The sequence below is a fragment of the Bacillus sp. X1(2014) genome (assembly GCF_007678255.1).
Map to the genome: position 1 here is coordinate 537146 of NZ_VEED01000002.1, position 26227 is coordinate 563372.

Sequence of the window (26227 nt, forward strand, 5' to 3'; positions counted from 1 at the left end):
TATTCAAAGGAGGTGCTAGTGAAATGTTAACAAAAGTAAAGGTAAATTGGAAAGAGGATGCGGTCAGTCATTACATGACAGAACTAATCGATTATGCAGGTTTATTCCCACCTGCAGCACTTCCTCTTAAAGACGCGATCTTAAACTATCATTCTTACATTCAAGAAGAGGATAGCTGGATGCTTGGAGCGTTTGTCATACCGGCTTCACGATTAGGGGAACTAGAACCCTTTAGAGAATTATTTAATGAACAGTTGCCCCTTCGACTCTCTATTATTCTTACCAAATCTAATGAGTTAAGCACAGATTTGGATGCTATTCAGCTTTTTTCGGAAACCTACCAAACGGCAGGAATGATAGAGGCGATTGAAGTCCCGCCTTCCTTTCAAATGAGTTCTAGAATTTTCGATAAGTTAGATCAATTCATATCGGGATATCGAATTTATAGTGAAATCGCAGGAATGAATAAACAGTTGCAATCCTCATTAAATAAAATCAAAAGGCTAAATCAAGACTCTTCACGCCCGATAGGGATTAAATTTCGAATGGGAGGAATAACGGCAAATTTGTTTCCATCTGCGAATAAAGCAGCGTACGTGATCCATGAATGTAATAGATTAGGACTTGCACTTAAATTTACAGCTGGTCTCCATCACCCGATTCGTCAATACCGGAAAGAAGTAAAGACCTTCATGCATGGATTCGTTAATGTTTTTACTGCATCGATTATGGCTTATTGCCTCTCCATTACAGAAGAAACGATTGAAGCGATATTACTTGAAGAGGACCCGAAAAATTTTATTTTTACTACAAATGAACTCAGCTGGCGGAATTTAACGGTCAGCTCTAAAGAGATTAACAAGGCACGTAATGTTTTTGCTCTTTCATACGGAAGCTGCAGTTTTGATGAACCACGAGAAGAACTAGGAGAACTTGTTTTATTTCAGAAGGAGGCAGTAAGATGAAAAAATCTTTTATTGAAACAAAACCGGAATCACATTTCCCTATTCAAAATTTACCGTATGGCATATTCCAGGTAAATAGTGAAAGTCCTCGTGTTGGAACGGCTATTGGGGAGTATGTTCTTGATTTATCCGTAATTGAACAAGCCGGCTTATTAGATGGTACAGGTGTGGAAGGAAAAAATATTTTTTCATCCCCTTCCCTCAATCCATTTATGGCACTTGGCCGTTCAACTTGGTCTGCCGTGAGGTCTAAACTTCAATATCTTTTAGATGAAAACACTCCTGTATTACGTGATGATGAAAATCTTCGTGATCAAGCATTTCACCGAATCGAAGATGTAACCATGCTGCTTCCAGCGGAGATTGGTGATTATACTGATTTCTATGCTTCAAAGGAACATGCAACCAACGTAGGAACCATGTTTAGAGGTAAGGATAACGCTTTAATGCCAAACTGGACACACTTACCCATTGGCTATCATGGTCGAGCGAGTTCGATTGTTCCCAGCGGTACCCCGATTCGGCGCCCTTTAGGTCAAAGAAAACCAAAGGATTCAGAATATCCCATATTCGGCCCATGTACACAGCTTGATTTTGAACTGGAAATGGGTTGGTTTATCGGCCCTGGCAATACTCTTGGTGAACCTATTCCCGCTCATCAGGCGGAAGACCATGTTTTTGGGCTCGTACTTGTGAATGATTGGAGTGCACGTGATATTCAAGCATGGGAGTATCAGCCACTGGGCCCCTTCCTTGCGAAAAATTTTGCCACATCCATCTCGCCTTGGGTTGTACCGTTAGAAGCGCTTGAACCTTTTCGCACGGCTGGGCCCAAGCAAGATCCAGAGCCCCTTCCTTACTTGCAGCAAGGAAAAAATAGTTCATTTAATATCAATCTAGAAGTTTATTTAACACCTGAAAACACAGATGAAGAAACTAGAATTACAAAAACCAACTTCAACTATATGTATTGGTCCATTGCCCAACAGGTAGCCCATCATACCATTACTGGATGTAACATCCGCCCTGGTGACATGCAGGCATCCGGAACGATCAGTGGTCCTAATCGAGAAGAACGCGGCAGTCTGCTTGAACTCTCCTGGCGTGGTTCACAACCGGTCCAATTAAACGGCGGCGGAGAGCGCAGCTGGATCGAAGACGGTGATACCTTGACCATTAGCGGCTGGTGCCAAGGAGAAGGATATCGCATTGGTTTTGGTGAAGTAACCGGTCAGATCCTACCTGCACACTCTGAATCCAAAGTATTAGGAGATCAAGCTGCCGTAAAAATCTAAAATATAATATAAAAAGGAGAGTAGACAATGGCATATTATGTGAAAATGGGCCGCATCCCCCATAAACGGCATACTCAATTTCGCCAAGAAGACGGTAGTCTCTATTATGAGCAATTAATGGGTACGAAAGGTTTCTCTAGTATTCAATCACTGATCTATCATATTAATCAGCCGACACAAGTTAAAAAAGCGGAAAAAATTTGTGATGTTCGATATGAATTTGAGGAAAGAGGACCTTTAAAACATCGTCATTTTCGTACTTGGAATACAGAAGTTGGCGGTGATTTTCTCTCCGCTCGCAAAATTTTCATGGCAAACGATGATCTCGCGTTTGGCGTGGCACGTCCTAATCGCCAGATGGACTATTTTTACCGGAACGGCGAAGGCGATGAAATGTTATTTGTTCATGAAGGAACCGGCAAAATTGAAAGTATTTTTGGGGAGTTAAGTTTTGGGCCCGGGGATTATCTGGTGATTCCTATTGGGACCACCTACCGTGTTGTTTTGGAAACAGAAGAAGCACGCTTTTTAGTTGTCGAATCCAATTCATCCATTGTTACACCTAAGCGCTATCGTAATGAATTCGGCCAGCTTCTCGAACATTCTCCCTTCTGTGAGCGTGATATCCGGACACCGGAAAGATTGGAGCCCAAGAACGAGAAAGGTGAATTTGAAATTCGAGTCCGTGCACAAGGGATGATCACTTCCTATACATATGATTTCCATCCGCTTGATGCAGTTGGCTGGGATGGATATTTATACCCTTATGCATTCAGTATCCATGATTTTGAACCAATAACAGGCCGTGTTCATCAGCCGCCACCCGTCCATCAAACCTTTGAAGGCCATAATTTTGTCATCTGTTCATTTGTGCCGCGCTTATATGATTACCATCCAGAGGCCATTCCTGCGCCTTATGTGCACAGCAATGTGGACAGTGATGAAGTCCTCTATTATGTGGATGGTGATTTTATGAGCAGGCGCGGTGTGGAGGAAGGTTCTATTACTCTTCATCCGTGCGGACTACCACATGGACCACATCCAGGCAAAATCGAAGAAAGTATCGGTAAAAAAGAGACACGCGAACTTGCTGTCATGATTGATACTTTCCGTCCACTCTATATTGTAAAGGATGCTCATCCTCTGGAAGTGGATGATTATATGAGCAGCTGGCTGCCAAAATAGTTTATGGCCCGGCCGGCATGTTGGGTTTTCTTTTCTATGATATTACTAAGGTTCACTGGCGCAGGCTCTCCCCTTGCGCCCTTATCGTGTCTATTCTTTGAAAATCATGAATTAATAAAATATCGAAATTAGAAGAGTGAGGCAAATCAATGAAAAGTACTAAATTAATGGACTCATTTAAGGAAGCAGTCTCAGACATTCAAGATGGTTCAACAATAATTGTCGGCGGATTTGGTTTATGTGGTATTCCAGAGTATGCCATTCAAGCACTGAAGGAAAAAGGATCAAAAAATTTAACAGTCGTAAGTAATAATTGCGGTGTGGATGACTGGGGTTTAGGTCTCCTCCTAGCAAATAAACAAATAAAAAAAATGGTGTCTTCGTATGTCGGAGAAAATAAAATCTTTGAACAACAGTTTCTAAGCGGTGAACTGGAAGTCGAATTAACCCCACAAGGGACCCTTGCGGAGCGCATCCGGGCAGGCGGTGCAGGCATTCCTGGGTTTTATACAGCTACTGGCGTTGGTACCCCGATAGCAGAAGGAAAAGAAGTGAAAGAATTTGACGGAAAAATGTATTTGCTTGAACGTGGAATCGTTGGAGACTATGCTCTTGTAAAAGCATGGAAAGCAGATACACTCGGAAACCTTGTTTACAGAAAAACGGCAAGGAACTTTAATCCCCTCGCTGCTATGGCAGGCCGGATTACGATTGCGGAAGTTGAAGAAATAGTTGAACCAGGTGAACTTGATCCGAATGAGATTCATACACCAGGCATTTATGTACAACGAATTCTATTAGGCACTAATTATCAAAAGAAAATTGAGCGGCGTACGGTTGTCCGCGTGTAACCTACCCATAAGGAGCAGAGCAATATGAATGATCTACGGTTAACCATTGTAAGAAGAGCAGTAAAAGAGATTAAGGACGGTATGAATGTTAATCTCGGAATCGGGATGCCGACTTTGGTAGCCAATGAAATTCCGGCGGATATAAATGTTTTATTACAGTCAGAGAACGGTTTACTAGGAATTGGCCCCTATCCTCTTGATGGTCAAGAAGATCCCGATTTAATTAATGCAGGAAAAGAAACGATTACAACTGTACTTGGATCTTCGTTTTTTGATAGTGCCGAATCATTTGCGATGATTCGCGGCGGCCATATTGACTTAGCCATTCTTGGCGGCATGGAAGTTTCTGAAAACGGTGACCTTGCTAATTGGATGATTCCAGGAAAAATGGTTAAAGGCATGGGAGGTGCAATGGACCTCGTCAATGGTGCCAAACGGTTAGTTGTGATTATGGAACATGTAAACAAGCATGGGGATTCTAAAATCAAAAAAAATTGCTCTCTTCCCCTAACAGGAAAACAAGTCGTGCACCGGCTAATTACTGATTTAGCTGTATTTGACTTTACCCCTTCAGGCATGGTCCTTATTGAAACGCAGCCAGGTGTAACTGTGGAAGAAGTTAAGGAAAAAACAGAAGCACAATTTACTGTTTCGCCTAAAATGTTAGTACAAATTAAATGATAAGAACAGAAAAAGTTTACATAAATGAGGAGGTTTATTTATGTCAAATCATGTACAACCAGGGGAATTTACTATTGGAACTGTAAGCGAAAACTGGACTGAGGATGCCCTTTTTTACGAGTATAGTACTGCTGCTGATCCAATTGGCAGTGGGATTACTAGTCCGATCCCACCTAAAGAATTTGCACCTGAACTATATAATTCAGGAGAAACTCGTATGATATCACTGGATTTATCTAATGAGCTGAAAACCAAATATCCAGCAACGAGCCCCTCCCTCCTTGCACATTTTATCCGAATTAATGAAGGCGATTCGATTCATACACAACCAAACGCAACCAGTGAATTATATTATATTATTTCCGGGGCCGGCACAACTGAGGTCAACGGTCAAAAAATCAGTTGGAAAAAAGGTGACTTTTTAACACTTCCATCTGGATCAGTAAGCCATCATATAGCAGCGGAGGATTCGACGATTTACTATATTTTGGATACTCCCCTTCTTGATTATTTGGGAGCTAAAGCAACAGAAGCACGTTTTAAACCGACACTTTATACAGCGGAACGGGCGAAAGCAAAATTAGATGAAGTAGCTAATGCACCCGATGCCCATTTAAAAAATCGTATCTCCATCTTGTTAAATAATCAAAATTTCGAACAAACTTTAACCATTACGCATGTGTTATGGGCAATGTTTGGTATTGTTCCCGCAGGCGCCAACCAAGCTCCACACAGTCATAAATCAGTTGCACTTGACTTTGTTGCCTATGCTGCACCTGGGACATATACATTAGTTGGGGATAAGGTAGACCCTCTCACAAAACAAATCATTGATCCGTTTCGGATTGACTGGGTAACAGGAAAAGCCTTCGTTACCCCACCAGGGCTATGGCACTCTCACCACAATGAATCAGGGGAACCAGCATTCATTATCCCGATCCAAGATGCAGGTTTGCAAACCTACCTTCGTACTTTGGATATCCAATTTACTCATTATGATGAGGAATAGAAGTATTCAATAAAAGAGGAAAAACAGAATGAGAGTGGCTAAGTTTTGTGAGCGAAACATTAAAGTTACCGATGCGGACAAAGTCATTGAGCTTCTTCGCCTGCATGATCATAATGACGTAGATGTTAGAATTGTAGACTGTTTTAGAAGGTGTTTAGAATGTAGAGTAAGGCCGTTTTGCCGTATTCAATTAACAACCATCGAGGCTGATGATGCTGAAAGCTTGATAAATAAGATCCTTCAAACTGTTAAACCGATTTAAGTAAGCCCCAAAAAGCCAACGCGACCAAAATCACACCCAAGTGCGGATTAATGCACTTGGGTCTTTTCACGTTGGACAGTTCAGTAGTGTTGAATAAGATTTTGATTACCAAATAGAGGTTGAAATAGTGAGGAAAAATGAGACAGTTTATAGGAGTACCATGAAATATACGAATAAGAGCTTCATAATAGAATAGAATTACGCTTTCAATTATACTCATGATTAGGATGTAAGCAATTTTGGAAGAAAGTAGGACTATATATGCTATTTTATGTGTTTGCAATACTTGTTATTGTGCTAGACCAGCTTTCTAAATATTTAATTCGGGCCTACATTGACATCAATCAGACATTTACATTATGGGGAATTCCACTTACACATATCGAAAATAGTGGGATGGCAAGAGGTTTATTTCAAGGCCATGCACGGCTCTTCGGAGTTTTGGGTGTGTTGTTTGTGATAGGTGTTTTATATTATCGGAGGACCGAAGAAATGAAGGGTGCACTTATTGATAGTAGTTTAGGATTCCTAGTCGGAGGAGCAATTGGAAATGGTATTGATCGACTTTTGTTTGGACAGGTAACAGATTTTATCATTCGCTCTGGCGGCATCCTTAACTTGGCCGACCATGCTATTGAGATCGGGGTGTTCCTGCTTCTTATTTACGGAGTCGTTAGCTGGTTGAAAAATAAACACTAAAGAGGACCAAAAGATAACTTGGTCCCTCTCTATAATCAATAAAAGCTAATCTATAAAAGCATTTTCAATTTATTTAGACTCCCTATAAAAAGGATGATGATGAACGATTGTATTCAATGCCTTGAATGCGCTCCTGATGGGTATAAACATTAAAACCGTTAGATCGGATAAAGCCAACTGCTGTAATTCCAAGTTCATCTGCTAAATTTATTGCAAGATTGGTAGGGGCAGATTTTGAAAGAATAATCCCTACACCAATTTTGGCTGCTTTTAGTAACACCTCGGATGAAATTCGGCCACTGAAAGCTATGATTTTATCTTTTAGAGGTATTCGGTTAATCAAGCAATAGCCAAATAGTTTATCAAGGGCATTATGTCGACCGATATCTGTTCTTGCCGCCACAATTCCATCCTTCGTACATAAGGCTGCATTATGGACCCCACCTGTCTGTCGAAAATGTGAAGAACTTTCCTGCATTTGCTTCATTAACTCCCGACACTGTTCCGGTGTAAGCGTCATTGTTGTCATCACCGTTTTAGCTGTCTTAACATCGTTATGAAAGTAAAATTGCCGTCCCTTTCCACAACAAGAACCAATAAATCTCTTAGAATGGAAATCTTTTTGGAGCGAATGTTTATTCACAAGATCTACATAAGCAAAACCCTTTTCTTCATCAATATGGATTGAGTGAATATCTTGATAGACTCGAATGACACCTTCTGAGGCTAGAAAGCCAACCACCAATTCTTTCAATTCAGAAGGGGTACATACAATGGTGGCAAACTCCGTTCCATCTAAAATAATTGTTAGGGCAGATTCGACTGCAATGTCATCCTCTTCCTCTATGAAGTTATGTCCATTGTACTTGACAATATTTTGAGAAGTAGTAATTTCCTTAAACAAATTCCGTGCCCCTTTCCATGATTTTTTCCCCTTAACCAACTTCTGTTTCAAGATCAGCAATCGGCTTTTCAAGATATTGGGTATCTTTCCGTGCATGATATCGCTCTGCTTTTTCCACATTAACGGTGATGTTGTAATCCGGAATGCCTGCAAATTTCTCATAACGTCCGCGCGGCAGCAAGTAGTTCCCTTCTGGGAAATGAACTTCTAAATTTCCTTGCGCAATATCAACAAACTTAGCCGTACCTTGGAAGACGCCAAAGCCATTATAAACAACAATTCCTTCGCCTTCAGCAATGCTTAATTTTTGTCCATCCACAGGACTCATTAATACATCATAACGACCTGCACCGTTTAACGGATCGACTTCTTTATATACCATCGAGTTAAACTGCTTGCCACGGCGGGATGTAATAATAAATTGTTCAGGCTTTTTATTTAAATCAGGAATATCAACCGGAATTAAGGTACCTCTGCCATCCGGAGTTGGACAAATTCCATCTTCACATAACCAAGCGCCGCCCCACTGGAACACGTCTCCTTGCTTTTTCAAATGCTGGATGCCGTCGTAATCAGGATTTGCCTTGGCAATTTCCACACGTATGGCTTGACCGTCTGCAAAATCAACCAATTGGGCTGTTTCTGGTTTCACACGCTTCGCAAGATCCAGATAAATCTTCCATTCTGTCCGTGCCTCTTCAATCATGTTCTTGTTACCTGTAATTTCAGGAGAGAAGTAAACCATCCGTTCGGTGGATGTACTTGTGCCCCCTCCTTCTTGCTCATAACGCGTTTTCGCCGGTAACACGATGACGGCTTCTTTCGCATCGACTAATGTTGATGTGTTTAAAATAATATCTTGATGGACCCGAATCTCCAGTTCGGATAAGGCTTCTTCAATAAAATCAGGGTCTGGCATCGTTTCTAAGAAATTACCACCAGAAAGGTAATATAATTTCACTTTCCGCTCATGATCTTCTGGAAGAACAATGTTTTCTAGTGTGACGCCAACGATATCACCCTGCCACTTTGGCAAGTCAAATCCCCAAAGCTTTTCAATTCGTTCTGCATTTTTTTCGTCCCAGCCTCCTCCAGGTAAAACAAACGGGTCTGCCCCCATTTCTCCGCTGCCTTGCACACTCGAGTGTCCACGGAACGGCATAAGACCAGCGTGCTTTCGCCCTAAGTGTCCACGCAGGAGTGCCAGGTTTGCGACTTGAGAGATATTGTCAGTTGCAAAGGAGTGCATTGTCAGGCCAAGCGCCCACGCATAAACTGCATTTTTGCTGTTTGCTAGAAGTTCAGCTAATTCTATGATTCTTTCTTTTGAAACGCCTGAAGACTCGATGATATCTTTCCAAGATTGTTCTTGGACTTTTTTCTTCAGTTCTTCGTAACCGTTTACATGTTCCTCTACGAATTCATGGTTAATCGCTGAACCATATGCTTTTTCTTCCATATCAAACCAATGCTTCATGATCCCATGCATAAAAGCTATATCCCCACCGATGTTGACTTGATAGAAATCATCAGCAATTTTTGTTCCGAATAAGGCGGACTCTGGGTTTGACGGAATCCAATACTGATCCATAGCTGGTTCACGATATGGGTTAACCACAATGATTTTGGTCCCTTTTTTCTTTGCTTCAAGCATATATTTTGAAGATACAGGTGATGAGTTCGAAGCGACACTTCCCCAAAACAATAAGACATCTGTTCCAATCCAATCTAGATAATTGGATGTTGAAGCTCCCACACCAATGGAACGTTTTAAAGCTGTTTTACTTGGAGCGTGACAAATACGGGAAGCGTTATCAATATGATTCGTCCCAAGAAACCGTGCGACTTTCGCTGCAACATAATAGCTTTCGTTTGTAATTCCTCGAGCGGTTAAATAGAATGCATATTGTTTCGGATCCAACTTCTTCATTTTTTCTGCAATGAGATCTATTGCGTCATCCCATGTAATCCGTGAAAATTTACGTTCCCCTTTACGTCGAATCATTGGATAAGGGATCCGACCCAGCTTACGAAGTTCAGTGCTATCATATTTCCTTAGCTGATCAATGTCTGCATGCAGAATTTCAGGTGGAATCGCAGGCATTGTATTAAGGCGAAGCACATTCAAACGTGTGGTGCAAACGTGTGGTCCATCCAATGTTTGGTCATATAACCCTGACACACCAAGTGCACAACCGTCACAAACCCCTTTCGTAATAATCCGTGTGGCATAGCCGATATTATCTTTATTTTCCCAAGCGATTTTCATCGTATCGCGGATATGCTGCGGTTTAATCTTTCCTAATCCAAATGGAATCGGGCTTACCCAGTATTTAGGAGCAGGTAACTTTGCCTTTTTTTGTGGTCCTGGATGTTGCGTTTTCCCCATTTTCATTTCCTCCTCAATCATGTCTATTGCAATTACTATTTTTTTCAATAAAAAACCACCTAAGATAATATTCATCCGTTAAAACGGACAAATAGCTCTAGGTGGTTAGTCTTTAACAGGGTCGCTGTCAAGTGCCAACAATATGTAGTTAAATAATGTTTCCATTGAAATTAACTTTTTAAGTTAAACTTTTCTTCGATATCTTGATCAAACACGAAGATTGACATCCCCATGTCGTCTTCAATATCAATATCCACAAAGACACGAATGAATTTTACACCAAGTAATTCTTCCATTTCCTGAGGATAGTTTTTTTTATAAATCTCCTTGACCATTTCAGTACGAGCAGATCGTAACATTTGTTTCCCATCTTCAGCTGAAGCAATAAATTTTTCTATAGGAGATAAATTTCCCTCTAATTCACAAATTGCCCAGTTCTTACAAAACTTTGTTCGAACTTGACTAGGGCCTTTACCCATATGACGTTTTCTATAGGCGCGAACAATATTACTAAATTCTGCTTCATATTTATTCACATGACTCAACTCACTTGTTTTTACTCAATGTTATCACAGTGTTAATGTTGTTTATTCTATAAGTATACTATATAACGGAATAAAAAGAAAAACCATTGTTTTTGACTCTTAATGAAGAAAAAAGTTTGTTCCACCCTTTATTTTTTCTATAATGACTTAGGAACTATATCCAACTGTAGCCAGAACTTACAACAAATATGCCATCAACTACTAGATTAATAATAACTAGTAGTTGATGGCTCGTATCGTTTCCTAATCAATGAAGGTTTTCCTTTAGATTTAAATTTTTCTTCCCCAAATCTCCTCAAGCAAATATTTTAGAATAAGCGGTTATGGTCGTTCGTTCACGCCATATAATAGATATTTTACCTCGAATGTTCTCATCTATCTTCGTAACAAATTGAAGAAATGGATGGCCATTTTCTTGCACTACCATGATCCCTGCCGGAGTCAACTTTCCATTATGCTTAATCGTAATGTCATACTTGCCTTGACTAGGAAGTGTAAAGTACGGCATTGGCCTAAGACGTATACCATCCCATTCACATTCCACTTCATAATAACTTCCCAGATATTCAGGAAGAACTGCTACATCTCCATTCAATAATTTTTCTCGAATGAGTGTAGAACTTATTTTCTCTCCCTGAAACTCTACTTTAGGAACTTTTGTTACATCAATAAGTGAACTGAAATCCCTAATTAGAACATCCATATTCCCCAATCCTCTTATGCCGTATGTAAAATCAAAACCAGCAACAGCATGGATCACACCCAATCCCATTAAATAGGTTTCCACGAATTGTTCTGGTGAGAGCATGGAGAACTCCTGATCAAATTTGACAATGTAAAATGTATCCACCCCAAGGGATGAAAGTACTTTTTCTTTCATTGATATAGGTGTTAAATAATCTACTTTCTTTTTACCATTTGATAAAACAAATTTAGGATGTGGAAAAAAGCTCATAACCGAAAGTGGCGTTCTTTTTTCCCTTGCTTTTTGGAAAGCGGTCCTTATCACTTCTTGATGTCCAAGGTGTATGCCATCAAAAAAACCAAGTGCCATGACATTCGATTTAGCTTTTTGCTGCCATTCGGCCAAATTTTGACGGTTTAAATAGATGGTTTCCATGCTATCACCTTTCTTTTTCTGATTATGCTTGACGTTTTATACTAACGTTTTTGATAGTTTTACATCCAAATCCTTGAACAATTTTTCTACTAGCAATAAACATTCTGTTTTATCGTAATTTCTATATTGTGTTTCTACTCTTAAGAATAATGGATCACCCGCGTAATATCTTTCATATAACTCATGACGGGAACCGAAAGCGGATACTGCAATGTCCGCTGCAATTTTGTAGATTTGCATTTTTTCTTCTGCATTCACATCCGCACCTCTATAATACTTTTGAATAAGTTCCTTCAAAGGACTATCCATTATATTCATAGATGCTGGCTGGTACATTAACCCGCCTGCTAAAATCAACTGTAAAATCTCTCTTACTCTTGGATACCATCTATTGCCGGAATTTCTGATCGCATTAAGAGGCTTAAAATCAGGATAGTAGAAACCATCTTTTGTTTGTAACGCATTTGCTTCGGAAGCTTCAAGCGCTGCTTTCGTTAATTCAATATAAGTGGTAATCTCCCCGATCATGTCCGCAACATGTGGGAATTGATTTGTTTTTACCATTTCGGTTGCTTTCATTGCCACACCAGCCACAAATTGAAGTTTCGTTAATAATCTTGTTGAAGTCTGGTGTCCAGTATAATAGGTACTAAAACCGCGAATACCTGCTACTTGATGGATATCCTTATAGATAAAAACCCGCTCCCAAGGGACTAATACATCATCAAAAATGAGCACTCCATCAAGTTCATCAAACTGACTGGATAGAGGATTATCCATTTTAGCATTGATAGCATATGGTTCCCTTGCGATACACTTTAATCCAGGTGTTGACATTGGAATAGCAAAGGAAATTGCATATTTTTGTTCTTCCTCTACTGGCTTTTGGTGCGCCTGCGGAAGGGGAAGTAACGGGAATATTAGTACTTCATCTGTATAAGGACCGGCTGTTGCAAGCATTTTAGCTCCACGGACAATAATCCCTTCTTCTGTTTCTCTTACAACCCCTAAATAAGTAAATTCGTCCGGTTGTTTAGATGCAGGCTGGGTACGATCTACCTGTGGATTAATTAATACATGTGTTAAAGATAAATCATTATCCCGAATATACTTATAATAATTTCGCACATTATCTGCAAATTCACCAAAATAATCTGCATTAATATACCATCCTAATAACATAGCACTCATAAAATCAGTTGATCTTCCCATGTAGCCATAGGATGTTTCGGCCCATGTTCTGTGCATTTTTCTTCTAGTCTTTAAATCGTCTATCGATCTCGGAATCATAAACTGAGAACCTGTCAATTCACCCGTTGTTGGTTCTGTATATAACATATGGTCTCTTAACGAGGGATCCCATTGTAGATCGTATATGTTTGCTGTAGAACGGACAACAGGCGCAATAACTGGATGGGTTGTCGGGTCCTTTACTAATTCATTGCCAATCCATGTTTCCGGCGGATTTTTTTTCAACCTTCCAATGTAATCATTTCCTTTAATAGCAGCCATTTAACCCGTCCTTTCTTTTATATATTTGTTATTAGATTAGTATTTTTAATTGTTGGCTGTGTTAAACTAGCCTGTTGATTTCCGCTCCAGGCACTTCGCTTTCCGCGGGCGGTCCGGGGAGCCTCCTCGTCGCTGCGCTCCTGCGGGGTCTCCCCTGCCCCGTACTCCCGCAGGAGTCTTCGTGCCTTCCACTCCAATCAACAGTGTGTCAAAATTAACATTAACCCTTAACACAGCCTAATTCTTAAAAAAGTCACATACCAATTTATTAACGATTTCTGGCTGATCTGTTTGGCATTGATGTCCGCACTCATCTATATATTCAAATTCTATATTTGGAAGAATCTTTTCCAATGCATATCCCATTTCAACAGGTGCAAATGTATCATGCTTTCCCCAAATAAATTTTCCAGGGATTTTTAGTTTTGGTAGGGAATCCTCTATGCTGAATCGGTCCCAGAGTTTTGGTTCTCGACGCATTTTTTCTTGGTATTTGATAAAAGCAGCCGCTGATTCTTTTATGCCAGGTAGAATGGAAGCTTCATATCGATAGCTAACTAATTCGTCTGTTACCCTGGATTTATCATAACTAATTGCTTCCAAGAAATTGCGCATACCTTCTTCTGTATAGTCATACGGTCTCATCTTTTGGAAAATTTGATCTTTCTTTAATTCAGGAAGTTCAACCCCTAGGGAATGAGCCAATGTAGCACTTCCTATATATACCAACTTTTTGACTCGTTCCGGATGTTCAATTGCATATTTGGCAGCAACGTAGGCACCCTGTGAATTACCGATTAGGTAGACTTCATCCAGACATAAGGCATCAATAAAATCTCGTACATGATCTACAAGGCTTTGATGTCCTTTGGTTGGCCAAGCATGTGGTCTAGCGTCTGTCCATCCCATGGAAAGCTGGTCCAGTGCTATCGCACGAAATCCTTCTTCGGCTAGAAATGGGAGCATGTATCTCCAGCCGGCATATCCTGAAGAGCCCGGCCCGCCGCCATGCAATAGAATGACTGCAGGTCCTTCTGTTCCTGACCAAGCATAGTGTGTTCGTATTCCGTTTGCTAGTACCCATCCATCGTATATGCCATTTCCTAAATTCAATTCTTGTTCCCTCTTTTCTTTTTATGAACAAAATGTTCACTAAATGAACAGTTTACCCTTTTATATTTGTATTAATGTTACTTTTGATTTATGAAGAACCATAGTCAAGATCTTTAGAGTCATGTTTTCCTTTAGACCAATGTTTTACTTTGAAATTTAGGGTGACTCCAGTATTCTACAAACTCAACAAATTCTTGTTGATTCAATGGATATACCACTACTTCCCACTCAGCATCATTTGGAATTTTTGTATGTCCATAGCCAATTTCCACATCACCTTCTAATCCTGGAATTCGCGTATAAATCTCCATTGTTTTACAGTTACCGTGCCGGTTTGGACCACGAACATCTTTATTTAATTGTTTTGCTCGATAATACATCTTCATCAGATCATCGATTGTCTCCACTTCAAACATGACGTGACGGAAACTTCTAGTTACCTCTTCAACCGCTGACATCGCTAGATTATGATGATTTTCACTGCAGCGGGTAAATACGATTTTATCCCCTACCCAATCGGAAATATGGAATCCTAGTACTTCCTCATAAAACTCTACATTTCTTTTAAACTTCTCTTCTTTGACTGCCAGTGTGACATGGACCATATCCATAACATCAATAATGCCCCTATTTTTTAATTGCGGCTGTGTTACATACGGACCATAAGCAATCTCCACTCGATAACCGGCAGGATCATAGAAGTATAAACATTGTTTCACTTGTCTGCTTTTAGATTCTTCTGGGGATAAAATAGTAAAGTCTGTATTGGTTTCCTCCAAACGCTTCGCAATTTTTAAGTAATCCATCCGATTGAAAACTTCCCAGGTAATCGTTCTTATCCCTGGCTCATCAGCTGGATAAAAAGCAAGACGATGATGGTATTTGTCTACAGAAACATAGAGCTGTCCTTCTTCTCCTTCTGAAATTTCCCAGTCAAACATTTCACGAAAAAAATCTGCTGATTCTTTGGGGTCAGTTGAATACAAATCGAGATATAAGAGACGTCTTATCAATCTCATTCGATTCTCCTCCTTTGTTTTAGAACCGTTAAATACAGCTTTTTGCCTATTGAACACGTTTACATTCATTCCATTCGCTGCACGACAAAGGAAACGTATTTAACCTTTCTTTTAGTCTTTGAAATGCAAGTGTTGTTCACTTATCGAAATAATTGTTCACTATAAGAACAAAACTATATTTACAAATTGCTTATACTCCTTAGTATATCGTATTTATTTAAATTTTCAATAAATTCAATTGAATATATTTTAATTTTTTCCATTTTTTCCTTTTGAACTTTGATAACCTGAGGGAATAACCTTGTCATATAGCATTTTTGTCCTGTATAATTCACATTATGATTCAGATAATTCTTAATAAGAGGTGACTCTCATGAGAGACGTCAACATGAAGCCTACAAAATCTATTGATAAAGCTATTAAATTATTAAATTGTTTTTCTTATGGGAAACAATTCTTAACCATCAACGAAATTTCGAAAATGGCCAATATTCCTAAATCAACAACCTATCGTCTTCTCTGCACATTAGAATCTTATAAATTCATTTATTATAATCCAGAAGATTTAACCTATTGCCTTGGGATCAAAATGTTGGAATATGGTGCCATTGTTTTAGAACGTTCAAAAATAATCCCTATAGCCAGACCATTTATTGTCGATCTTAATCAAAAAACAGGATTTTCTGTTAACCTCACGGTGAAAGAAGAAGATCGTTTACTCTTTATTGATAAATCTGAAAGCTTTATTTCCCTTCAATATTCCACGACAGTCGGCAGATCAAGGGATCTTCATTATAGTTCAGCCGGAAAAATATTTATGGCAGATCTCGATGAGCAAACCGTCCAAGAAGTTTTAGCCCTTTACCCGTTAAAGAAATATACGAACTTTTCGATTGCAGATAACGAGGAATTTCTGAATGAACTTAAAAAAGTCAAAGAACAAGGTTATGCGATTGATGACAATGAGTCCAATCTAAACGCATTGGCAGTATCAGCAGCCATCAGAAATGCACAGGACGGAATCGTAGCTGTCATAACAGCTGTAGGACCACGTCAGTTAATCATGGATTATCCGCTTTCTAAATTAGTTACACAGGTCACGGACTGTGCAAGCCAAGTATCGCTGAAATTTATATAATTTTCTTTTTCTTCATCTTCATCGAAAAATCGGTGGAGATTTTTTTATATTTTAATTTAAAGAATTGTTTGACATTTTAGATAATTCGAGATTAAAATAACACTATGAAACAATTTTTGAGTTATATAAATCACATTGTGAGGTGGCTAATTCATGGTTAGTACAATTGAAAGCAATGAACTACTTGTTGAGAAAGCTCGTTCCTTAGTCAAAGTTTTAAGAGATCGTGGACCAGTGACAGATGAAATTCGAAGAATTCCTGAAGAATCGATTACAGAGTTAAAAAAAATGGATCTTTTTACATTACTTCGTCCCAAAATGTATGGCGGGCTGGAAACAAACATGCGTACGTTTTCAGATGTGATTGTGGAAATTTCTCGCGGCTGTGCTTCCACCGGCTGGATTTTATCGCTTTGTAATATTCGAGATCTAATGATCGCCGAATCATTTTCCGAAAAAACACATCAAGAAATCTTCAACTCAATGGATGATGTTGTCTTTGCTGGTGTTTTCAGACCGAGAAAATGTATTGTCGAACGAGTTGAAAGCGGATACATCATTAAGGAAGGCCATTGGATGTTCTGCTCCGGCTCGCTGCATGCCACATGGGGTTATTTTGGAATGCCTATTGTTGACGAACAAGGAAAAGAAACCGATTTAGCCTTAATTACTATTCCGTTTGCTGAATTAGAGATCATTGATGATTGGTTTACATTAGGTTTATGTGGTACCGGAAGTAACAGTGTTAAAGCAACAGACGTTTTTGTTCCAGACCATCGCGTGGTATCCTTTACGAAAACAACCCAAGGTCAGTTTGATTCCCCACATCTAAGAGATATTCCACTATATAATACAGCTTTGGCTCCTGCCCTACATTTATCTTTAGGTCTTCCAGGATTAGGTATTGCACAAGCGGCATTAGATACATTTTTAGAAAAACTGCCATATAGAAAAGTCATAAATCTAGGGGTTAAAAATCAAAAAGATGCGGTCATTACCCATTTACAAGTTGGGGAAGCCTCATTGAAAATTGACACAGCTAAAATGCATTATTATCGTGCAGCAGATACCCTTGATGAATGGGCGAACAGCGGTGAATTTATGGATGTCGAAACAAGGATGAGATGTGCTGCAGATATTGGTTATGCGAATCAGCAATGTAAGGAAGCCATCGATATCCTTCTAGAGTCTTCAGGCGGCTCTTACGTATATAACAGAGATCCTTTCCAGCGGATTTTCCGAGACTTTTCAACCTTATACGTGCATCGATCCATTTCACCTACAAGCTTCAAAGAAAACTACGGCCGCTTGAAAAGTGGGTTAGATTTACATCCGGATGCGCTAATTTAACGAACTCAATCCCAAGTGAACTCCAATCACTTGGGATTATTTTTTATCATGAACGGCTGGGCACCAAAACCAAAAAAGGCTGTCTCTAATCGGTTTTATTCCCTTTAGAGACAGCCTTTATTCTTAAAATGTATCATTCTTTAAAATAATTTGGATGAAACACCGGCATTGAAATACAAGTTTTTGGAGATCTTTTCAGTCGTACTTAATAATTCTTTAAGAATCTCTTCCTTTTTCCTGAATATTCTACTTCTTGGTCCGCCTACACTGACAGATGCAATAATAGAACCTTTTGAATCTACTATAGGTGCAGCAAAACCTACTAGTCCTTCTTCTGCTTCTTCATCATCGAAACCATAGCCGCGTTCTTTCGTAAGCTGCAGCTGGTTGATTAATTCCTTCTTATCTGTAATCGTATTATCTGTAAACTTTTTAAGCGGAACATTTTTAAAATAACGTTTAAGATAATCTTCACTTTGGAAACTCAAAAAAACTTTGCCAGAAGGCGTACAATAAAGCGGTACCACTTTACCCACATATGCAGTAGCAAACATCGTTTCCTTAGCTTCAAATTTGTCAATCATGATAGCAGATTGTTCGCCTAATACGAGAAGAAGAATATTTTCGTTCAGTTTATCTCTTAACTCTTCCAGATAAGGTCTCACAATTTCTTTGATGCCTACTCTTTGTAAGACCAGCGCAGAAAGTTGAACAAGCTTCAATCCCAGCCGATATTTCCCTGTTTCTTCATCTAAATCAAGGATTCCTTTATGTCGTAACGTATATAACAGCCTGAATAAAGTAGTACGGTTCAAATGAATCCTTTCGCCTATTTCATTTGCCGACAATGGTTGATCTTCATCTTCAAATGCATAAATAACATCTATACCATTGGATAAAGTTTGTAATAAATAAGGATCCTTGTCCATACAACATCCCTCTCAACGAATAACACATTTTCCTGTAAGAAAATATAGAAGTTTATGTTTATTATAGTAAATATAGGATGACTAATACAAGCTGATTCTATTAGTAATGAAAAATTATGCTAGTAAAATCGTTATTTTTCCCATTATTTATAGCGACTTACCAGAAATGCCAACTGTAATTTGAGGTAAGAAAGTTATCAGAATTAAGTCAACAATTAATATAATAAAAAACGGAATTCCTGGTTTTAATAGTCGTTCGAATTTTGTGTTACCAATTTTAGCAGCTACAAATAATAATAATCCGACTGGCGGTGTTAGTCCTCCAATTGATAAATTTACCAACATGATGATACCAAAATGGATTGGGTCCACTCCCATTCCAGTTACAAGCGGTAACAGTATTGGAACCGTAATAATCGTTGCTGCAGGGGCCTCCATAAAAGTACCCAATAGGAGCAAAAAGAGATTGATCAATAATATGGTAACTATTGGAGATAAATTCGCATTTGCAAACCATTCTGCCAAGGAATGTGGAATTCTTTCTAGTACAAGCCAAATGGAGAAATAGGCTGATGTAGCCATGATGAGACCTATACTCGCAGTAGTTACTACGGTGGATTGTAATATTTCTTTTAAGACCGCGAAATTAATCTCTTTATATATGAATTTCCCAATGATTAAGCCATAAACAACGGCAATAACAGCAGCTTCTGTTGGCGTAAAATAACCTCCATAGATTCCACCTAATACGATTATTGGCATTAATAAAGCCAAAATGGAATCTTTAAAGGCTACAAAAATCTCTTTCGGATTCACTTTTTCAGCTGTCGCAGCTGTTTCAGCAATCATTGCCGTATTTCCATAACCATTCATTACACACATGGCATAAGCCACTACAGCTAAAGATATTCCAATCAAAATTCCAGGAACAATACTTGCAATAAATAATGCTCCTACAGATGTTCCTGCAGCAACCCCATAAATGAGAAGACCTAAGCTGGGAGGAATGATTCCACCTGTAATACCACTGTGAGCCATTAATGTTGCAGCAAAATTCCGGTCATACCCTGCTTTTATCATCGCAGGAATGGTGATGGAACCAATGGCAACCACTGTTGCGATGGCTGAACCAGATATGGCACCAAATAACATACAAGCGACGATTGAAACAATGGCTAAGCCACCCCTCATTTGTCCTAAAAAGCTATTAATAAATCCAATTAATCTTTGAGAAATTCCGCCTAATTCCATTATTTTACCAGCCATAATAAAAAAAGGAAGAGCCATTAGTGTAAAAGAATCTAAAGAACTAAACATTGATTGGGGCAGCCTTGATAATGGTATATCTGAGAGAATACTAGCAATTACTGTCGTAAAGCCCATAGAAAAGGCAATTGGAACTCCAATCGCAAAAACAACCATTAAGATCCCAACAACTATAAATGTCATAAATCTGCCCCACCTTCCTCTATGCCAATCCCTGTTTTCAAGAATCGAATGATGACATCAAATAAGTTTATCAACATCAACACACCACTTATTGGAATAACCAAATAGATATACGCCATTGGAATATTTATATTTGGGGAGATTTGTAAAAATGTGGAGCTTACAAGTTCGAGCCCTGTATAAACGAATGTGATTAAAAAAATGCTGCTCGTTATTAACACGAGTACAAATAACAATTTTTTACCTTTGACAGAAACCTTATCCAGTAATGTATCTACCGCAACATGCGCTCCATGCTGGAAAGCATAGGAGGAACCTAAAAAAATGACCCAAATCATAGAATACTTTGAAATGTCAGATATCCAGTTAAAGGATGTACCGATTAATTCACGTAAAAGGATTTGCATAAATACTAAAATTACCATCCCTGCCAGCAGTAACGAAGTGAAGTTTTTTGTCATTATATTTAATCCGTTAACAAAATTCCGCCACAACAATAATCACACCATCCTTCTATTAAAATAAGCGGGAAATAAAATCTTCCCGCTATATATATAGAAATCACTATTCTACCAACAAATCTAAAATATCTTTATATTGCTTTTCATATTTTTTATACACAGGGGCAACCGCTTTTTTGAATGCATCATTATCGATTTGTTTGTTCTCTATGATTTTCGTGCCATGTTCTTTCATAAATTCTTTAGATTCTATTTCCTTTTTCATGTTCATATCACGCTGTAATTTTGTATACTTCTTGCCCATTTCCACAATAAGATCTTGTGTTTCCTTATCTAAGGAGTCAAAAATCTTTTTATTAATAACCAAGGCAATAGCACCATAGGATTGGTTGGTTTCAGTAAAATAATCTACTACCTCGTAACACTTCGTATCTGTACAAGCATTATAGTAGTACATAGATCCATCAATGACTCCCTGTTGTATAGCAGTGTTTAATTCTAAAGAATCAACTGTTGCCGATTCCACTCCTAATGCACCAAAAGTTTCCGTAAGAATGGCACTTGGTTGTAGTCTTAATGCAAGACCCTTCATATCAGCAGGAGATTTAATTGCTTTTGAACTACCAACGGTTCCAAAGCCATATTCCCAAAAACCTAAAATCTTTATTCCAGCTTTTTCTTCTAACTTTTCCCCCAATGTTTTACCAAATTCGCCATCAAGATTTTTATATACTTGTTCTCGGTCTTTAAAAAGATATGGCATATCCAGCACACTTAATTCCGGAGCGTAACTAGATAAATTAGCAACGGATAGGATTCCCATTTCCAATGATCCCATTTCTATTTGTTCAGTTAGTTCTCTTAATCCTCCAAGCTGTCCACCTTCATAGACTTCAACTTCCACATTCCCATTTGAGGATTTTTCCACTTCATCTTTAAATGCAAGTGCTGGTTCGCCAATTGGACCAGTACTAGGGGCTACATGTCCAAACTTCAAGACTACTTTTTCTTTTTTAGCTCCCTTTTCACTTGCGTCACCTGAGGTTTTCTCATTCCCACATGCAGTTGCAATGATAATTGCAGCCATAATTGGGATTACTAGAAGTAAATTCTTTAACTTTTTTAATTTCATTGAACCTTCTCCCTTCAAATTTTTATTTTTTATTCGAATCTTTTTTTATAATTAAGCCTATAAGCACTTTTCAAAGGCTGATGCTTTTAAAGGCAAATTATTGCTTCAGTAGGTTAGAGTTAATCATCGCATCTTTCATTTACTGAACATAATGTTCACTATTAGAACAAAACGATTTAATTTGAAATTTTTTACTTCTAATTAATCTTTTTCAATATTTTAGAACGTAACTTCATATAGTGAAATAAATGTTCAATATATGAACAAAAATTGAAAGGTAAAAAAATAACATACTAAATATGAAAACGCTTTTAATAATATTAAAGATCATATTGCTGTATTTGTCAATTTAAATATTATAATTTTCGGAAAATTATAATATTTAAATTTCTATTAATGAAATAAAAAGCCCCAACTCCTTTATAAATAAGGAATTAGGGCTTTGACATTGATGAAACTTAACTTCTGATTGGTTCTTCATTTACAAGTTGTGTAACATTTCCCTCAATTTTTTTCTTCCGCATGCCCGCTATCACTAAGAAGATGGCGCCCAAAACATAGATAACAACTACTGCCCAAACACCATTATTAAAGCCAGCACGAAGGTTTTTCCCAGCAATACCAACCAAATACCCTGTAAAAATTGGGGAGATGATCCCTGCTACACTACTGATTGCGAGAGCAATCCCTGATATTGTACCCACCAATTTGTGCGGTGCAATAGAAGTGTAAATACTAGAGCAAAACGGAACAATACAATTATTCATCGATAATCCGATGGTCAGGAATATAATTGCCATGACTGGAGCTTGGACCATTGTTGTGAGTCCAAAACCAATCGCGCCAATAGCTAAAGCAGTTACGATACTTTTCACATACGATTTATTTAAGTTATTTGTCTTTTTGAAGGAACTGTCTGTAACCTTTCCGACAATGATAGAAATAATTGCAGCCGTAATCCCAATACCGGCAAATGCTAGTCCCATCACTTTTGGCTCGAGCCCGACAATCTTTGTTAAGTAAGTTGGCGCCCAAACTGCTACCCAGGCGTTAATCCACATGGAAATGAAGCTTGCAAAAAATACAGAAAGAACGAATGGATTGAAAATAATTTTTCCAATGTCCTTAAATTTAGCGTCAGATTTGGCTTCTGGTGAAGAAGAATTAATCTCCAGCGGTTTCTTAGGTTGTTCTCTGAAAAATAAGAAAACAATAGCCCAAACCAAGCTAAGGACACCAAGCAGGGCAAATGAATGCCGCCAGCCATAAGATAGGATGAACGGAACTAAAACGGGAGCAGTTAAATAGGAGCCAAAGATGACACCAGACCCCATGATCGCGTAAACAGTACCGCGTGTTCCTGCGGCAAACCATTTAGCCAGATGTGTGATGGCTAGCCCATAAGTACCTCCCTCAAAGAATCCCAGCATGACACGAATAATGATTAGTCCGGTAACACTATGAACAAAATAGGCGGATGTTAAAGAGACGGTCCAGCCCAATGCAATCACAATAAGTAAAAACTTTGTCTTAAAACGATAGGTCAAGCTTGCTAATAGAATACTGCCTATGGCGTAAGTAAAATAAAAACTGCTGCCAACTGCTCCGAATTGCTCGAAATTTAAATGCAATTCTTTCATTATTGGTTCTGCGGCTAATCCTAGTATTGCTTTATCGGCATAGTTTACTAAATAAAGAATAAAAATCATTCCTAATACTAACCAACGCATAAAAACCCTCCCCAATATAAAAACCTAAATTTCCTCTAATCAAATTAACCCTTTCCATTGAATCAATTCGAAACACCAGGTGGACCATTCGCAATCTTTGGAGCTCCTTCAAAGGTTACCAACTGCTGAAGATTATCTTTCAATTGTTGGACCTGTTTCACTAACTCACCACACTTTCTTATTTTTTAACAATGTAAACCCTTACATTTTTAGTATAGAAACTGATCCTAATCCAAAAATACTATTTCCCTGCGAATTGATCCCATTTCATTTGAAAGTAGTTTTTAGCTTTTAGTATTCGGAATATTCCGCATAAACTTATTCTATTATTCTATTTACCAACCTACAATACAAAGTTATCTATAGTGTTAATAGTTAATATCTATAACTATTGATAGAATTGTTGCGCCTTTTCAATTGAAGATGTTTTTTAGGGACATTATAACCGTAACACCGGCACCCTAGAACCAATATCCGACACGCCAGTACGAACGGCCATTTCAAATAAACTTGCTTCTTGAAGACGATGGTGCCAAACGATTGAAAGATTCCCTGCCATATGTTGCGGAATTCTTCTTGTTAATCTTACAGATCGGCCATCACCCTCTTCTATAATAGTTACTTCTGTTTGGATAGAACTCCTTTTATGTTTCAATGTGACAATATATGAACCTGGTGCTGGGAGAGTATAATGGGGTTGGGTCGTTAATCTCTCCCCATCCCATTCACCTTCCAGTTCATATGGACGGCCTAGTAGAAATGGTAATTCCTCAATATTCCCACTTAGCAATCTTTCCCGAATACAAGTAGAACTAATTTTTTCTCCTTTATAATCCATTTTTCCAACTTTCGTTACACCAATTCTCCCATTAGAATCGCTTTTTAACCGATCAATATGACCCGTACCCATATAGCCGTATGAAAAATCAAAACCAGCCACGACATGGACAACACCAAGATTCAATAAATATTGGGAGACAAATTCAACAGGTAGAAGAGAAGAAAATTGTTTATCAAATTGAACAAGATAAAATGTATCTACTCCTAGCTCCCGAAATCTCTCTTCTTTTTTAGAAAGCGGCATTAAATAAGATACCTGTTTTTTTCCATTAGATATAACGGTTTTTGGATGCGGATAGAAACTCATTACGGAAAGAGGGAGCTTTTTCCTTTTGGCAATTTGTGCAGCCGTTTTAATTACTTCCCTATGCCCTAAGTGAATTCCGTCAAAAAAACCTAAAGCCACTACACTTGGTTTTGCTTTTTCCTGCCATTCCATCAAATTGTCTCTGTTTAAGTAGATTGTTTCCATTGCTGCCCCTTTCCACCCATTCTATAGGCAGTAGATGTTCCCTTTATACAAAACTAGTTTCCTTTGCTTTAATGTTTTTTTCCTGGCTATTCACCACTTTATTTTTTTGCTTACCAAGATCAATAACGCCATTTGCACTTTTTATTTGACAGCTGACGACATCACCATCCTTGAGGTATTTGTTACCCTCCAATTGCTTTTCCACCAGTGTTTCCAGCTTTTGCTGATAAGGGATTGACAAATTTGAAAGCATCGCATTAACCTCTGGTGTTAGGTTCAAAGCTACACCTCCACCAGTACCAGTAACAATTAAATCCCCTATAGACAAATCAAAAACTTCTGAAAGCTCGGATATTGTTTCGGCAGGTTTATAAAGTAGCTGGCTGGAGTTTGCCGATTGCCTCAGTTCTTCATTGACCCAAAGATCTAGCTGCAAGTCGTGAATGAGTGGCAGCTCTTCTTTGTCAAGCAGGTACAGAAACGGGCCGGTGGGACAAAATGTCCGATAGCTTTTTCCTTTTAACCATTGTCCTTGAGGCAGTTGAACATCCCGTGCTGAAACATCATTGACAATCACAAGTCCAGCAATATATTGATGAAGATTATCATCCATTACTACTAAAGGTTCTGAGATATCCGCTCCGATTACGAGCCCAAGTTCAATTTCATAATCCAACAATTTAACGTGTTCTGGACGAATAATTTCACTATTGGCCCCGCACAGAGAACTATCCGCTTTAGTAAATATCATGTTAAATGGCGGTTTTGCTGCTTCCACCCCAGTCTCCGTGCGATGAGTAGAATAATTTACCCCCTGACAAATAATTCTTGCCGGTTGTGTAACTGGACTTAAGATATTCACACTATTTAAGGGAATTGTTTCAGCATCACCAGCTGTATTCAACCTTTCAGCTTCTTCTTTTCCATTTTTCAAAAAATCGGCCAAGGTGTTATATGAATCTCTTAGTACGAGAATCCGATCACCTGACACAACCCCCCATTGCTCTTTTTGCCCTCTTTCAAATCGTACGACTTTTATCCCCATCTTTTTGACTCCTTTCAACGTAAAGTACATTAGTTATTGGAAAGACTCCTTACACTTTCATACAAGGAGTCTCCATCTTTTAAACGAGTGTTATTTACTTTTCAGCAAGTCTTACGGGAAGTTACAATCACT

Annotated in this window: 25 protein-coding genes; 10 read left to right on the plus strand and 15 right to left on the minus strand. The window is 38.6% G+C overall.

Annotated features, from left to right (window positions below; translation table 11 throughout):
* The first annotated feature begins 23 nt into the window (after window positions 1-23).
* The 8 genes from FS608_RS06570 to lspA all read left to right on the plus strand — a co-directional run bounded on the left by FS608_RS06570 (window position 24) and on the right by lspA (window position 6947).
* Window positions 24-965 carry a hypothetical protein gene (locus FS608_RS06570; RefSeq protein ID WP_144548437.1) on the plus strand — a complete coding sequence of 314 codons (942 nt, stop codon included), beginning with the start codon at window positions 24-26 and terminating at the stop codon, window positions 963-965.
* On the plus strand, window positions 962-2260 hold the full coding sequence (gene fahA / locus FS608_RS06575) for a fumarylacetoacetase (RefSeq protein WP_144548438.1): 1299 nt from the start codon (window positions 962-964) through the stop codon (window positions 2258-2260). Before FS608_RS06570 ends, fahA begins: the two co-directional genes overlap by 4 nt.
* Window positions 2261-2287: 27 nt before the next feature.
* A complete protein-coding gene (locus FS608_RS06580) occupies window positions 2288-3445 on the plus strand; it encodes a homogentisate 1,2-dioxygenase (RefSeq protein WP_144548439.1) in 1158 nt (385 codons plus the stop codon).
* A 149-nt stretch (window positions 3446-3594) separates the two neighbouring features.
* Window positions 3595-4296 carry a CoA transferase subunit A gene (locus FS608_RS06585; protein WP_144548440.1) on the plus strand — a complete coding sequence of 234 codons (702 nt, stop codon included), beginning with the start codon at window positions 3595-3597 and terminating at the stop codon, window positions 4294-4296.
* A gap of 24 nt (window positions 4297-4320) precedes the next feature.
* Window positions 4321-4977, plus strand: coding sequence for a 3-oxoacid CoA-transferase subunit B (locus FS608_RS06590; RefSeq protein WP_144548441.1), 657 nt, complete (start codon window positions 4321-4323; stop codon window positions 4975-4977).
* 40 nt (window positions 4978-5017) lie between these two features.
* Window positions 5018-5986 carry a cupin domain-containing protein gene (locus FS608_RS06595; RefSeq protein WP_144548442.1) on the plus strand — a complete coding sequence of 323 codons (969 nt, stop codon included), beginning with the start codon at window positions 5018-5020 and terminating at the stop codon, window positions 5984-5986.
* A gap of 28 nt (window positions 5987-6014) precedes the next feature.
* Window positions 6015-6248: a DUF1450 domain-containing protein gene (locus tag FS608_RS06600; protein WP_144548443.1), complete on the plus strand. Its 234-nt coding sequence runs from the start codon at window positions 6015-6017 to the stop codon at window positions 6246-6248.
* Between the two features lie 261 nt (window positions 6249-6509).
* Complete coding sequence (gene lspA, locus FS608_RS06605; protein WP_144548444.1) at window positions 6510-6947, plus strand: signal peptidase II; 438 nt, start codon at window positions 6510-6512, stop codon at window positions 6945-6947.
* Between the two features lie 82 nt (window positions 6948-7029).
* Here the strand turns inward: lspA and fdhD are convergent, their stop codons facing one another.
* The 8 genes from fdhD to FS608_RS06645 form a co-directional block, all read right to left on the minus strand.
* A complete protein-coding gene (fdhD, locus tag FS608_RS06610) occupies window positions 7030-7851 on the minus strand; it encodes a formate dehydrogenase accessory sulfurtransferase FdhD (RefSeq protein WP_144548636.1) in 822 nt (273 codons plus the stop codon).
* A 31-nt stretch (window positions 7852-7882) separates the two neighbouring features.
* Window positions 7883-10240: an FdhF/YdeP family oxidoreductase gene (locus FS608_RS06615; RefSeq protein WP_144548637.1), complete on the minus strand. Its 2358-nt coding sequence runs from the start codon at window positions 10238-10240 to the stop codon at window positions 7883-7885.
* 170 nt (window positions 10241-10410) lie between these two features.
* Window positions 10411-10776 (minus strand): Na-translocating system protein MpsC family protein, encoded by a 366-nt coding sequence (locus FS608_RS06620; RefSeq protein ID WP_144548445.1) that lies wholly within the window; start codon window positions 10774-10776, stop codon window positions 10411-10413.
* Between the two features lie 304 nt (window positions 10777-11080).
* On the minus strand, window positions 11081-11905 hold the full coding sequence (locus FS608_RS06625) for an FAD synthetase family protein (RefSeq protein WP_144548446.1): 825 nt from the start codon (window positions 11903-11905) through the stop codon (window positions 11081-11083).
* A 36-nt stretch (window positions 11906-11941) separates the two neighbouring features.
* Window positions 11942-13417, minus strand: a complete 1476-nt coding sequence (locus FS608_RS06630; RefSeq protein ID WP_144548447.1) for a 4-hydroxyphenylacetate 3-hydroxylase family protein — start codon at window positions 13415-13417, stop codon at window positions 11942-11944.
* 66 nt (window positions 13418-13483) lie between these two features.
* Window positions 13484-13618 carry a hypothetical protein gene (locus FS608_RS06635; protein ID WP_260871619.1) on the minus strand — a complete coding sequence of 45 codons (135 nt, stop codon included), beginning with the start codon at window positions 13616-13618 and terminating at the stop codon, window positions 13484-13486.
* Window positions 13619-13654: 36 nt separating this feature from the next.
* Entirely contained in the window at window positions 13655-14530 is an 876-nt protein-coding gene (locus tag FS608_RS06640; RefSeq protein ID WP_144548448.1) for an alpha/beta fold hydrolase, read from the minus strand.
* A gap of 131 nt (window positions 14531-14661) precedes the next feature.
* Window positions 14662-15549, minus strand: coding sequence for a VOC family protein (locus FS608_RS06645; RefSeq protein WP_186328630.1), 888 nt, complete (start codon window positions 15547-15549; stop codon window positions 14662-14664).
* 373 nt (window positions 15550-15922) lie between these two features.
* Between FS608_RS06645 and FS608_RS06650 the strand changes: the two genes are divergently transcribed.
* Both FS608_RS06650 and FS608_RS06655 read left to right on the plus strand, forming a co-directional pair.
* Window positions 15923-16687 carry an IclR family transcriptional regulator gene (locus tag FS608_RS06650; protein ID WP_144548450.1) on the plus strand — a complete coding sequence of 255 codons (765 nt, stop codon included), beginning with the start codon at window positions 15923-15925 and terminating at the stop codon, window positions 16685-16687.
* A 153-nt stretch (window positions 16688-16840) separates the two neighbouring features.
* A complete protein-coding gene (locus tag FS608_RS06655; RefSeq protein WP_144548451.1) occupies window positions 16841-18037 on the plus strand; it encodes an acyl-CoA dehydrogenase family protein in 1197 nt (398 codons plus the stop codon).
* Between the two features lie 140 nt (window positions 18038-18177).
* On the opposite strand, the gene FS608_RS06660 is transcribed toward FS608_RS06655, so the two are convergent.
* From FS608_RS06660 to FS608_RS06690, 7 genes are all read right to left on the minus strand, one after another.
* Window positions 18178-18966, minus strand: a complete 789-nt coding sequence (locus FS608_RS06660) for an IclR family transcriptional regulator (protein WP_144548452.1) — start codon at window positions 18964-18966, stop codon at window positions 18178-18180.
* Window positions 18967-19113: 147 nt separating this feature from the next.
* Window positions 19114-20415 carry a TRAP transporter large permease gene (locus FS608_RS06665; RefSeq protein ID WP_144548453.1) on the minus strand — a complete coding sequence of 434 codons (1302 nt, stop codon included), beginning with the start codon at window positions 20413-20415 and terminating at the stop codon, window positions 19114-19116.
* Window positions 20412-20876, minus strand: coding sequence for a TRAP transporter small permease (locus FS608_RS06670; RefSeq protein WP_144548454.1), 465 nt, complete (start codon window positions 20874-20876; stop codon window positions 20412-20414). Before FS608_RS06670 ends, FS608_RS06665 begins: the two co-directional genes overlap by 4 nt.
* Window positions 20877-20979: 103 nt before the next feature.
* On the minus strand, window positions 20980-22008 hold the full coding sequence (locus FS608_RS06675) for a TRAP transporter substrate-binding protein (protein WP_144548455.1): 1029 nt from the start codon (window positions 22006-22008) through the stop codon (window positions 20980-20982).
* Between the two features lie 458 nt (window positions 22009-22466).
* Complete coding sequence (locus tag FS608_RS06680) at window positions 22467-23738, minus strand: MFS transporter (RefSeq protein WP_144548456.1); 1272 nt, start codon at window positions 23736-23738, stop codon at window positions 22467-22469.
* Between the two features lie 439 nt (window positions 23739-24177).
* Window positions 24178-25050: an FAD synthetase family protein gene (locus FS608_RS06685; protein WP_144548457.1), complete on the minus strand. Its 873-nt coding sequence runs from the start codon at window positions 25048-25050 to the stop codon at window positions 24178-24180.
* Window positions 25051-25093: 43 nt separating this feature from the next.
* Window positions 25094-26095, minus strand: coding sequence for a fumarylacetoacetate hydrolase family protein (locus FS608_RS06690; RefSeq protein WP_144548458.1), 1002 nt, complete (start codon window positions 26093-26095; stop codon window positions 25094-25096).
* Window positions 26096-26227: the final 132 nt, after the last annotated feature.